Below are 12,000 nucleotides of genomic sequence, written 5' to 3' on the forward strand. Positions count from 1 at the left end.
AATTATTGAAATAAAGAGAAAGACTGCTTACGACTTGGTACTAACCCGGGAAGCTTGGCCATAGAATGATAATAGTTCAAACCTTGGTACAGGAGGAATTATCCATGGAGCTCATTCGCCGCTGGTGTTCGTTTCGTCTGGCCCATCCCATTTTATCCGGCTTATTTTATGCCTTTGCATGGATGCTGTTTGGCGCATTGATTCTTTCAATACTCTTGTGGATGACACAGATGCAAGAACAGGACTTATCATTGTATACGTACATCGTCCACGCACTCGCCATGCTATCTGGTGGCTTCGTCGCCGGTAAAAGATCCACGAACAAAGGCTGGTATCAAGGCGGTATTACAGGCATTCTGTATGGACTAATCGTTCTTCTGGTCGGTTTTTTGGCATTGGATGCAGGCATGAATGGTAAAGACCTGCTGCACTTAGGAATCGCGTTTGTTATAGGAGCAGGTGGCGGGATGTTTGGCATTAACTTCAGTAAGTAAGTCAACATGTATGTAACACAAAAAAACCGAGCCTCCTCAAAGGCTCGGTTTTTGCATAACAATCGCATATTACGATTTAGAAACAACTTCCTCAGATGCAGTGTCTTTTGCAATCGCATTACTAATTGCACTGCGGTCAAAGGTCAGCTTCGTCACATCGTTCACACGCAAAACAACCACATCGTCCGTAATCTCCACAATTGTACCGTGAAGACCTCCGATTGTAATTACTTTATCTCCCTTTTTCAAAGCTTGAAGCATCGATTGACGCTGCTTTTGTTTTTTCTGATTCGGACGAATCAGCAAGAAATAGAAGATTACAAACATCAGAGCCAGTGGCCAGATCATTTGAAAAAGCCCGCCAGCTCCACCAGGTGCAGCAGCAGCTGTAGCAAAATGAAACACATTAAATCCCCCTTTCGTATACTCTCCCCTAAAACTTAAAAACCTTTATCATTATCATGAAGACCGTACTGCTCAAAAAATTCATCGCGGAAATCAAGCAGCCTGTCATCCATAATCGCTTGTCTGACATTACGCATCAATTGTATTAAGAAATGCAAGTTATGATACGTTGTCAGTCGGAGCCCGAAGGTTTCATCTGCTTTAATTAAATGTCGCAAGTAAGCACGTGAATAATTGCGACAAGTGTAGCAATCACAAGCCGGATCAAGCGGGCCAAAATCGCTTGCATAATTCGCATTCCGAACAACAAGACGTCCTTGACTTGTCATCGTTGTTCCGTTGCGAGCAATTCGGGTTGGAAGTACACAATCGAACATATCCACACCACGAATGGAGCCTTCAATCAAAGCATCCGGCGAACCAACGCCCATCAGATAACGTGGTTTGTTAGTAGGAAGCAGAGGAACCGTGTAATCGAGCACTTCATACATCAAATGCTTAGGTTCACCTACACTCAGTCCACCAATAGCATACCCCGGGAAATCCATGGAAGTCAAATCTGCCGCACTTTGCTTACGCAGATCTTCATGCATGCCTCCTTGTACAATGGCGAACAGCCCTTGATCATGTGGACGCGCATGTGCCTCCAAACAACGCTCAGCCCAACGGCTGGTGCGCTCCAGTGACTTTTTCACGTATTCATACTCAGCCGGAAACGGTGGACATTCATCGAAGGCCATCATAATATCCGAGCCAAGCGAGTTTTGGACTTCCATCGCCACTTCCGGAGAAAGAAACTTCTTATCTCCATTTAGATGAGAGCGGAAATGAACACCTTCCTCTGAAATCTTACGCATTTCACTTAAGGAAAACACTTGGAATCCGCCGCTGTCTGTTAAAATAGGACGATCCCAATTCATAAACTTGTGCAGTCCGCCCGCTTCTCGGATAATATCATGACCAGGACGAAGAAACAGATGGTACGTATTACTCAAAATAATATGAGCATCCATCGCTTTCAGTTCCTCAGGGCTCATCGTTTTAACGGTTGCTTGAGTTCCCACAGGCATAAAGGTTGGAGTCTCAATAACTCCGTGAGGCGTGTGTACACGTCCAAGACGTGCTCCTGATTGCTTGCAGGTCTTAATATGTTCGTATCTTATTGCTGGTGCCATATTTTCTCTACCATCCTTAATTAATAAATGAACATAGCGTCCCCGAAGCTAAAGAACCGATATTTTTGGTCAATCGCCTCCTGGTAAGCATGCATAATATTCTTTCTGCCAGCTAGTGCGCTGACTAGCATAACCAAGGTGGACTTAGGCAAATGAAAATTCGTAATCATTGCATCCACCACACGGAATTTATAGCCTGGATAAATAAAAATTTGTGTCCAGCCACTGCTGGCCTGTAGTACACCATCTACGAAGTTATTGCCCACCGTCTCCAGCGTTCGGCAACTGGTTGTTCCCACTGCCACGACTCTTCCGCCGCGCGCCTTGGTTGCATTGAGTACATCCGCCGTTTCCTGTGACAATGAATAGTATTCTTCATGCATGACATGCTCTTCAATCGTATCCACCGACATCGGTCTGAACGTCCCTAAACCGACATGAAGTGTGATAAAGGCAACCGTAACGCCCTTCTCTTTAATCCGGTCCAGTAATTCTTCGGTAAAATGTAACCCTGCCGTTGGAGCCGCAGCAGAACCTTCATGCCGAGCATAAACGGTTTGATACCGCTCACGATCATCCAGCTGTTCCTTAATATACGGAGGAAGCGGCATCTGCCCTAAGCGATCCAGGATCTCCTGAAAAATACCATCATATGAAAATGAAAGTACCCTTCCGCCCATATCTCCTTCTTCCTCAATAACTGCCTTCAGCTCATCACCGAAAACAATAACAGCTCCCTTTTTTAGCTTTTTGCCGGGTTTCACCAATGCTTCCCATCGGTCTCCCTCCAGTTGTTTAAGCAGCAAAACCTCGGCCTTAGCCCCGGTGTCTTGCTTGATGCCAAACAAACGTGCAGGAATTACTCTGGTATCATTCAGAACCAGCGTATCCCCTGGCTGAAGATACTGCACAATATCCGAAAATGTATGATGTCCCACTTCACCGTTGTTTTTGTTTAACGTCAGTAATCTAGAAGCGGTCCGCTCAAGCAAAGGCGTCTGTGCAATTAATGTTTCAGGTAGTTCAAAATCGTAATCGTTTACGTTCATATATTGGTCAGTCCTTAACTATATCCACATTTTTGTAATAGTGTTGCAAAATTTTCTTGTAATCATACCCCTGCTCTGCCAAACCATTGGCCCCCCATTGTGATAAGCCCAAGCCATGACCATTCCCTTTACCTGTAAAAATAAAGCTTTGCGTTTTGTCGATGACTCGTGCATGGCGATCTTCATTCATGACAACCACCCCGTTACCACTTAAAGTGCTGCTGCCAGATGCCGACAGAATTTGGGTACCTTGTGTGCCGCTTACATGAGTAGTAGCTCCATCAGCGCCTAATACAGTATAACTGCCGGTACTCGCAATATCAAACAGTGTGCTTGGTAGTCCCCCCATCGCTGAGCGATACATGTCCGGATACTTCACTTTTAGAGGAGTTCCATCTGCTTCAACCTCCAACACTCGACCTGACGGACCCCGTTTGGTAACATCAAGGTGATTAACAGAGGACGGTACTGTGCCAGTTATTTTCCCTTGCAAGGACTTAGCAATCTGAGCTGCTGTAAAGGGCCCTCTAACCCATGCATAGTCTCCGGATTGAGGCACCTTTTCCAGAACAATCATCTCTTCACCCGGCTGCACCTTCTCTACGGGTGTAACCGTTGATTGGATTTGAGGAATAGGACGCACATTTGTATTTTCCGCAGTGACGGTGATTTTGTCTAACCCCGCTTCTGTGACTCCCTCCAGCTCCTTAGCGTTATCCTCGCGGATATAACCTGTCTTGCCATTGGAGAGAAGTACATGATACCACTCCTGTGCTCCTTTTTGCGCTGAGGTATCTCCTGAGCTGTCCACGCTTGCAAACGCTTCGCCACCACTATTCCACACTTCGGAAGCATCTGCTGTCACACCGCCCGCATTAGAGGAGAATACAGCTTCGACCACTTTGCCGCCACTCTTAATAACTTCACCAGTTGTTGCATCTACAGCCTCGTTGACATTTGCATGTTCTGAGCTCTTACCATTGTAAGCTTGGCTTAGCGTGCCATCTACCACATTGCCGATCTGAAACCGATTGCCTTGGGCAAGCGCATAACTGCGAGCCGCTACCGCTTGAGCCTTAAGCGCTTCAGCTGGCCATGAGGAATAGACTTCTGCTCCAACTACGGAATACAAATACTGCTCCAAAGGGACTTCATTCACAAGCGCCAGCTGTCCTGACGATATGCCAATCTCCATGTCGCCGCGATATGTACGCTGTGACCTTTCGACCACTTGGATTCCATTATTACCGCCGTTGACAATTATCTTGCTGCTATTATTAGAGCCACTTAGCATGTAATGAGGCATCACCTGTGAGCCTGTCGTTACTCCTGCTTCCTGTCTTAGGATAAGACCAGTTTGAGTAGTATTCACTTTGGAAAGGGTGAGTCTAGGCTGCTTGCTCTCCAGCTCTGTTTTCAAGGCCGACAGCTTACTGTCATTACTTTCTTCTCCAACCCATACAGCATACTGGCCTCTTGATTGAATTACAGTAAAAGCATCAAAACCTGCGGCAGCAATTGTCGTGCGAACGAGATTAGCCTCCTGCTCGCTTCCGTAGCTTCCCGTCGACCAATGTTTGTTTCCCTTAACTTCGGCCTGCGCTCCGGTTGCTGAGGAAATCCGTTGCACGGCAGCCTGTGCCGACTGTTCACTAGCATATAATCCCGCATACACTTGATAGACAGAGCCACCGTTTTTTGAACCAATAAAAACAGTAGGTTTATCATTAGTCTTTTGCAGAGCTTGAGCCGCTTTTATCGCAGCCGCTTCATTTCCTTCAAGCACCTTCACTCGATAGCTGTCTACACTAAAACGAGCCGTACTGTCTGGCAGTCCCATCCAAGCCTGAAAGCTGCCCCCACTGTTCTGTCCGACACTCAGGCTCCCTGATGATTTCAAAGTTACAGCGGGAACTGTCGCTTTATATTTGCTGCCTAGATCCGCAAAGATCACTACACGAATATCCTCTTGGGCGGCAGCAGCCTGAACAGCTGAAGGCCAAGGTATGCAAGCTGTAGCTAATACCATAATCAAAGCTGCTCGTTTGAGCCGGCCTGTCCACGCTCCGAAATTTTTATTTCGGTTCAATGTATCTCCACTCATTTCTAGCTCCCCCAATTCTAGCTGACTAGCACTTATATTACATGATTTATCGGGATCTCGACCCGCGTCTATCCCTTTAAATACATCGGCGGAATAAACTAAAATTTGAACCCGCTTGAATCGGACTTATACACTTCTTAGCTCAATTCATCTGTCTAATCCACTTCATATCGTCATACTTACGAATAACACTCAATGATTTTTAAAAGTGCACTATAATTTCCTAGTCACCGTGGGTCTGTTGGCATAGGAATTCCAAGGTGAGCATATGCCGCCGGAGTCACCGTTCGTCCGCGAGGTGTTCTTTGTAAAAGGCCAATTTGTAACAAATAAGGCTCGTACACATCTTCAATCGTCTGGCTCTCTTCACCAATGGTCGCAGCAATGGTGTCCAATCCTACAGGTCCGCCTCGGAATGAATGAATCATAGCCTTAAGCATTTTATGGTCAATTTCATCCAGCCCAAGTGGATCTATTTGAAGTCTCTTTAGTGCCTCTGCAGCCAACTCTGAATGAATAATACCGTCTCCGGCAACTTGGGCAAAATCACGTACCCTTTTTAACAGTCGGTTGGCAATCCGCGGTGTCCCCCGTGAACGCAATGCGATTTCCTCCGCCGCATCCCCGACAATCTCGATTTCCATAATATCCGCATTCCTAGACACGATGTAAGCCAGCTCGTCTGTTGTATAAAACTCTAATCGACTAATAACGCCAAATCGGTCACGCAATGGCGCAGAGAGCAACCCAGCGCGTGTAGTAGCACCTATAAGAGTAAAGGGCGGTAAATCCAAACGAACTGAACGTGCACTTGGGCCTTTGCCAATCATAATGTCCAGTGCAAAATCTTCCATCGCCGGATACATGACTTCTTCCACTGTACGATGAAGGCGATGAATTTCATCAATGAACAAAACATCACCCTCTTGAAGGTTGGTCAGCAATGCTGCCAAATCTCCCGGTCTTTCAATTGCAGGTCCTGAAGTTGTACGTAAATTAACCCCTAACTCATTGGCGATAATGTTAGCCAAAGTGGTTTTACCCAATCCGGGCGGTCCGTACAACAATACATGGTCCAACGCTTCTTTACGCATCTTGGCCGCTTCAATATATACTTTCAGATTTTCCTTGACCTGATTTTGCCCGATATATTCATTTAGATAACGGGGGCGAAGGCTTAACTCCGCCGTCTGGTCTTCCATCATCAAATTGGCGGAAATAATCCGGTCATCCACAATCCATCGCTCCTCTTTTTACCAGATTTCTATTCACGGACAACAGCGTCCTATCCGGCAAACAACAGTTGCAAAGCCCGTTTCATCAAAATGTCGGCAGAATCATCAGGTTTCGCATCTTTCTTCATTTTGCTCCATACCTTATCTAACTCAGCATCCGTGTAACCGAGTGCTTTAAGCGCTTCACGCGCCTCACTCCAGTACGAACCTTCGCCTTCTTCTACAGCAGGCTCCGCAAACAATCCGGTAGCCATTCCTAACGCCCCAATACCGTCCAGCTTGTCTTTTAAATCTAGAATCATACGTTGTGCCGTCTTTTTACCAATCCCCGGTAATTTGGTGAGAAATGTGATATTCTCCTGATAAATCGCCGTCACCACATGCGCAGGCGTACCGCCTCCCAAAATACCAAGAGCCACCCGTGGTCCAATACCAGACACATCGATCAATTTACGGAATAATTGCTGCTCCTCACGGGTTGCAAACCCAAACAGTAAAATAGCATCTTCCCTTACATGATGGTGAGTGTAAATAACCACCGGTCCTTCCGTTTTGGCGAAGGCGTAAGGATTCGGACAAAATACCCGATACCCTACACCCTGCACATCCAAAACGACATATTCATTTTCCAAGTGAGCTACAGAACCACGCAAGAAATCTATCATTTTCGTAATACCTCATTTAATTTTGAATTTAGTCCATAGGAATGCGCATGGCAAATAGCCACTGCCAAAGCATCCGCTACATCATCCGGTTTGGGCACAGCCTGGAGCTTTAGAAACATTCTAACCATCTCCTGTACCTGCTTCTTCTCCGCCTTGCCATACCCTACAATAGCCTGCTTTACCTGCATGGGCGTGTATTCCCCTATAGGCAAATTACGTTGCTTGGCAGCCAATACCAGCACCCCACGTGCCTGACTCACGGACATGGCTGTTGTAACGTTGCGATTAAAAAAAAGCTTCTCCAATGCAACCGCATCCGGCTTGTACTTATCAATTAATTGCAACATGCCTTCATACACATGAAGCAACCTGTCTTCTTCCGGTGTATGGGCCTCCGTCTGGATACAGCCATATTGCACAGGAACCACCTTACTGCCTATCTTGTCTACAAACCCGAAGCCCACAATGGCAATACCGGGATCAATTCCTAAAAAACGCAAAAAAACCTCTCCCCTATCGCTCAAACATGCCTAACTAACCATCAGCTAGCACTATCGTTATTATACATGAGTAAATTCCATATAAAGCGAACATATGTGTCGTTCTTTTCATTATAACAAAACTTTGTATCTAATAGAGGAAAAAGTTTAACCATGAGTGAAAACATAAAAAGAGACGCTACAAGCCTCACCTCATGGGCAAAGCCTAACGTCTCGTACTTGTAATCAATAATGCTGCTTTAATACCCTCTGTGTTCGCTCCACTGCGAAGTCACTAAAAGTGGAGATTACACTGTTATACTCATTTATATCCTGTACACGGATTCCCTGCTGAAGTTGTTTATATACCCCTTCCGGCAAGGCCGTCTCCATAGACCCTATATCCAATTGAAAAAAAGTACGAATTACTTTTTCCTTTTTAGGCAGCCCTTCAAACAGTGTAAGCTGTCCATCAGTGCTTAAGCCCATATATGCACGCTCTTTGCATGACTCCGACAAATCTTCCACTCTGCGCTCCAGCCACACTTCTCCTTTAGTATTAAGCCGTCCCTTCCAATCGGGATGTTGCTTCAGCAAACTTTCCAGTTGTTGTGAACTTAACGTTCCCAAGGAATTGGTCTCCGTACCACATACGTAGGTAGTTAACAAACGGGTCTTCCTGCTTATACCGGAAGCATGAATACTTTGCAATAGCTGCATCTGCGAGGAGCGGTCTTCGGTAGAAGTATAATTTGGTGACTCCTCCTCCATCTCTGCCATAACGGTAGTAGCCAGTGGTTGCGACAGCATAGCCTGCATATGATTCGAAAACAGAATACCCAACCCTGCCAGTAAGCAAGCCGCACCCAAAATAGTACATGCCCACACTGTTCTTCTCCACTGTTTCCAGCGCCGTTTCATCTGTTTTTTCCAACTTAATCGCTTCACAGTAATCCCTTCCGTCCCACTTTTTGTGTTAGTGTGACCTTAAGATTACTGATTTATACAAAAGATAATAACAAAAAAGTCGCTGCTTCCAGCGACTTCCTATTGAATCGGGATGACACGATTTGAACATGCGACCCCCTGGTCCCAAACCAGGTGCTCTACCAAGCTGAGCTACATCCCGAAATAGATGCCGGTGAGAGGACTCGAACCTCCACGGTTTCCCTCACGATTTTGAGTCGCGCGCGTCTGCCAATTCCGCCACACCGGCTTATGAAGTTAATGGCGCGCCCTGAGAGATTCGAACTCCCGGCCTTTTGATTCGTAGTCAAACGCTCTATCCAGCTGAGCTAAGGGCGCAAATATGGAGCGGACGACGGGAATCGAACCCGCGACCCTCGCCTTGGCAAGGCGATGCTCTACCGCTGAGCCACGTCCGCAATACAATTATATCCATGACATATAAGTACATGAATGGTGAGCCATGAAGGACTCGAACCTTCGACACCCTGATTAAAAGTCAGGTGCTCTACCAACTGAGCTAATGGCTCCCAACAGGGTAATGTAACTTTGTGAAAATGGCGGAACTGACGGGATTCGAACCCGCGATCTCCTGCGTGACAGGCAGGCATGTTAGGCCTCTACACCACAGTTCCATAATAATTTTCATTAAAAAGTTAATTGGTTGCGGGAGCAGGATTTGAACCTGCGACCTTCGGGTTATGAGCCCGACGAGCTACCGAACTGCTCCATCCCGCGGCAATAGTAGGGAAGTCTATTAAAAATAAATGGTGGAGGCTGAGGGGATCGAACCCCCGACCCTCTGCTTGTAAGGCAGATGCTCTCCCAGCTGAGCTAAGCCTCCATACTACTATGACCCGTAGGGGATTCGAACCCCTGTTACCTCCGTGAAAGGGAGGTGTCTTAACCCCTTGACCAACGGGCCATACTATAAAATAATTCTGGCGGAGAGAGAGGGATTCGAACCCTCGAGACGCTTTTGGCGCCTACACGATTTCCAATCGTGCTCCTTCGGCCAACTCGGACACCTCTCCATATGGCTCCCCGAACAGGACTCGAACCTGTGACAACTCGATTAACAGTCGAGTGCTCTACCAACTGAGCTATCAGGGAATAATAATTACAAAACTCGCTTGGCGGCGTCCTACTCTCCCAGGACCCTGCGGTCCAAGTACCATCGGCGCTGGAGGGCTTAACGGTCGTGTTCGGGATGGGTACGTGTGGAACCCCTCCGCTATCGCCACCAAACATGAATTTGCCTCGCAAATTCTAATTTCAAGGTTACACCCTGAAAACTGGATCCGAAACTTCCTTGCGCCTTATCTTTAGGATAAGCCCTCGACCGATTAGTATTGGTCAGCTCCATGCATTACTGCACTTCCACCCCCAACCTATCTACCTCGTCGTCTTCAAGGGGTCTTACTCATTGGGAAATCTCATCTTGAGGGGGGCTTCACGCTTAGATGCTTTCAGCGCTTATCCCTTCCGTACATAGCTACCCAGCGGTGCTCCTGGCGGAACAACTGGTACACCAGCGGTACGTCCATCCCGGTCCTCTCGTACTAAGGACAGCTCCTCTCAAATTTCCTACGCCCACGACAGATAGGGACCGAACTGTCTCACGACGTTCTGAACCCAGCTCGCGTACCGCTTTAATGGGCGAACAGCCCAACCCTTGGGACCTACTTCAGCCCCAGGATGCGATGAGCCGACATCGAGGTGCCAAACCTCCCCGTCGATGTGGACTCTTGGGGGAGATAAGCCTGTTATCCCCAGGGTAGCTTTTATCCGTTGAGCGATGGCCCTTCCATGCGGTACCACCGGATCACTAAGCCCGACTTTCGTCCCTGCTCGACTTGTAGGTCTCGCAGTCAAGCTCCCTTCTGCCTTTGCACTCTTCGAATGATTTCCAACCATTCTGAGGGAACCTTGGGGCGCCTCCGTTACTCTTTAGGAGGCGACCGCCCCAGTCAAACTGCCCACCTGACACTGTCCTCGCACCGGATTACGGTACCAAGTTAGAACCTAGATACGATCAGGGTGGTATCCCAAGGATGCCTCCTCTCAAGCTGGCGCTCAAGGTTCAACGGCTCCCACCTATCCTGTACAGATCGTACCCAAATTCAATATCAAGCTGCAGTAAAGCTCCATGGGGTCTTTCCGTCTTGTCGCGGGTAACCTGCATCTTCACAGGTATTAAAATTTCACCGGATCTCTCGTTGAGACAGCGCCCAAGTCGTTACGCCATTCGTGCGGGTCAGAATTTACCTGACAAGGAATTTCGCTACCTTAGGACCGTTATAGTTACGGCCGCCGTTTACTGGGGCTTCGGTTCATAGCTTCGCCCGAAGGCTTACCACTCCCCTTAACCTTCCAGCACCGGGCAGGCGTCAGCCCGTATACTTCGCCTTGCGGCTTCGCACAGACCTGTGTTTTTGCTAAACAGTCGCTTGGGCCTTTTCACTGCGGCCCCCTCGGGCTATTCACCCTACCGAGGCACCCCTTCTCCCGAAGTTACGGGGTCATTTTGCCGAGTTCCTTAACGAGAGTTCTTCCGCGCGCCTTAGAATTCTCTTCTCGCCTACCTGTGTCGGTTTGCGGTACGGGCACCTTCTCCTGGCTAGAGGCTTTTCTTGGCAGTCTGAGATCATGACCTTCGCTACTATAATTTTCGCTCCCCATCACAGCCCAGCCTTACGATGTGCGGATTTGCCTACACATCAGCCTCACTGCTTAGACGGACATCCATCAGTCCGCGTCACTACCCTACTGCGTCACCCCATCGCTCATCACGGATTACGGTGGTACAGGAATTTCTACCTGTTGTCCTTCGACTACGCCTATCGGCCTCGCCTTAGGTCCCGACTTACCCTGAGCGGACGAACCTTCCTCAGGAACCCTTAGGCTTTCGGCGGATCTGATTCTCACAGATCTTTTCGTTACTCATACCGGCATTCTCACTTGAATGCAGTCCAGCGCTCCTTCCGGTACACCTTCAACCCGCATTCAACGCTCCCCTACCCCTGATGCAAAGCATCAAGCCATAGCTTCGGTGGTGTGTTTAGCCCCGTTACATTTTCGGCGCAGAGTCACTCGACCAGTGAGCTATTACGCACTCTTTCAATGGTGGCTGCTTCTAAGCCAACATCCTGGTTGTCTGTGCAACTCCACATCCTTTCCCACTTAACACACACTTAGGGACCTTAGCTGATGGTCTGGGCTGTTTCCCTTTCGACAATGGATCTTAGCACTCACTGTCTGACTCCCGGAACTAAATCTATGGCATTCGGAGTTTGACTGAGCTTGGTAACCCTTGCGGGCCCCGCACCCAATCAGTGCTCTACCTCCACGATTCTTCTTTCCGAGGCTAGCCCTAAAGCTATTTCGGGGAGAACCAGCTATCTCCGGGTTCGATTGGAATTTCTCCG

At 47.9% G+C, this 12,000-nt stretch carries 9 protein-coding genes, 11 tRNA genes and 2 rRNA genes (1 of these 22 running past the window's edge); 1 reads left to right on the forward strand and 21 read right to left on the reverse strand.

Features of this window, described 5'->3' with window-relative positions; translation table 11 throughout:
• Positions 1-104: 104 nt before the first annotated feature.
• Entirely contained in the window at positions 105-494 is a 390-nt protein-coding gene (locus EGM68_RS19510; protein WP_090738429.1) for a TIGR04086 family membrane protein, read from the forward strand.
• Between the two features lie 69 nt (positions 495-563).
• Here EGM68_RS19510 and yajC read toward each other — a convergent pair whose 3' ends face one another.
• From yajC to EGM68_RS19615, 21 genes are all read right to left on the reverse strand, one after another.
• On the reverse strand, positions 564-899 hold the full coding sequence (yajC, locus tag EGM68_RS19515) for a preprotein translocase subunit YajC (RefSeq protein ID WP_013372646.1): 336 nt from the start codon (positions 897-899) through the stop codon (positions 564-566).
• A 35-nt stretch (positions 900-934) separates the two neighbouring features.
• Positions 935-2,074, reverse strand: a complete 1,140-nt coding sequence (tgt, locus tag EGM68_RS19520; protein WP_013372647.1) for a tRNA guanosine(34) transglycosylase Tgt — start codon at positions 2,072-2,074, stop codon at positions 935-937.
• A 20-nt stretch (positions 2,075-2,094) separates the two neighbouring features.
• Complete coding sequence (queA, locus tag EGM68_RS19525) at positions 2,095-3,123, reverse strand: tRNA preQ1(34) S-adenosylmethionine ribosyltransferase-isomerase QueA (RefSeq protein WP_025675031.1); 1,029 nt, start codon at positions 3,121-3,123, stop codon at positions 2,095-2,097.
• 7 nt (positions 3,124-3,130) lie between these two features.
• On the reverse strand, positions 3,131-5,227 hold the full coding sequence (locus tag EGM68_RS19530) for a SpoIID/LytB domain-containing protein (RefSeq protein WP_129549858.1): 2,097 nt from the start codon (positions 5,225-5,227) through the stop codon (positions 3,131-3,133).
• A gap of 227 nt (positions 5,228-5,454) precedes the next feature.
• Entirely contained in the window at positions 5,455-6,462 is a 1,008-nt protein-coding gene (gene ruvB / locus EGM68_RS19535) for a Holliday junction branch migration DNA helicase RuvB (protein ID WP_013372650.1), read from the reverse strand.
• Positions 6,463-6,512: 50 nt separating this feature from the next.
• Positions 6,513-7,127 carry a Holliday junction branch migration protein RuvA gene (gene ruvA, locus EGM68_RS19540; protein ID WP_025675036.1) on the reverse strand — a complete coding sequence of 205 codons (615 nt, stop codon included), beginning with the start codon at positions 7,125-7,127 and terminating at the stop codon, positions 6,513-6,515.
• A complete protein-coding gene (ruvC, locus tag EGM68_RS19545) occupies positions 7,124-7,627 on the reverse strand; it encodes a crossover junction endodeoxyribonuclease RuvC (RefSeq protein WP_025675038.1) in 504 nt (167 codons plus the stop codon). Before ruvC ends, ruvA begins: the two co-directional genes overlap by 4 nt.
• A 225-nt stretch (positions 7,628-7,852) precedes the next feature.
• On the reverse strand, positions 7,853-8,554 hold the full coding sequence (locus EGM68_RS19550; protein ID WP_129549859.1) for a BofC C-terminal domain-containing protein: 702 nt from the start codon (positions 8,552-8,554) through the stop codon (positions 7,853-7,855).
• 107 nt (positions 8,555-8,661) lie between these two features.
• Positions 8,662-8,735 (reverse strand) — tRNA-Pro (locus EGM68_RS19555).
• A gap of 7 nt (positions 8,736-8,742) precedes the next feature.
• Positions 8,743-8,822, reverse strand: a tRNA-Leu gene (locus tag EGM68_RS19560).
• A gap of 12 nt (positions 8,823-8,834) precedes the next feature.
• Positions 8,835-8,911, reverse strand: a tRNA-Arg gene (locus EGM68_RS19565).
• A 5-nt stretch (positions 8,912-8,916) separates the two neighbouring features.
• A tRNA-Gly gene (locus EGM68_RS19570) sits at positions 8,917-8,991 on the reverse strand.
• 35 nt (positions 8,992-9,026) lie between these two features.
• Positions 9,027-9,102, reverse strand: a tRNA-Lys gene (locus EGM68_RS19575).
• A gap of 28 nt (positions 9,103-9,130) precedes the next feature.
• A tRNA-Asp gene (locus EGM68_RS19580) sits at positions 9,131-9,207 on the reverse strand.
• Between the two features lie 26 nt (positions 9,208-9,233).
• A tRNA-Met gene (locus tag EGM68_RS19585) sits at positions 9,234-9,310 on the reverse strand.
• Positions 9,311-9,340: 30 nt separating this feature from the next.
• Positions 9,341-9,416, reverse strand: a tRNA-Val gene (locus tag EGM68_RS19590).
• A 9-nt stretch (positions 9,417-9,425) separates the two neighbouring features.
• Positions 9,426-9,497, reverse strand: a tRNA-Glu gene (locus EGM68_RS19595).
• Between the two features lie 17 nt (positions 9,498-9,514).
• Positions 9,515-9,606 (reverse strand) — tRNA-Ser (locus EGM68_RS19600).
• Positions 9,607-9,609: 3 nt separating this feature from the next.
• Positions 9,610-9,685: transfer RNA gene (locus tag EGM68_RS19605), tRNA-Asn, on the reverse strand.
• 18 nt (positions 9,686-9,703) lie between these two features.
• Positions 9,704-9,820: ribosomal RNA gene (gene rrf, locus EGM68_RS19610) — 5S ribosomal RNA — on the reverse strand.
• Between the two features lie 78 nt (positions 9,821-9,898).
• Positions 9,899-12,000, reverse strand: a 23S ribosomal RNA gene (locus EGM68_RS19615); it runs 824 nt beyond the window's last position.

Source organism: Paenibacillus sp. M-152 (assembly GCF_003856555.1).
Lineage (GTDB): Bacteria > Bacillota > Bacilli > Paenibacillales > Paenibacillaceae > Paenibacillus > Paenibacillus polymyxa_C.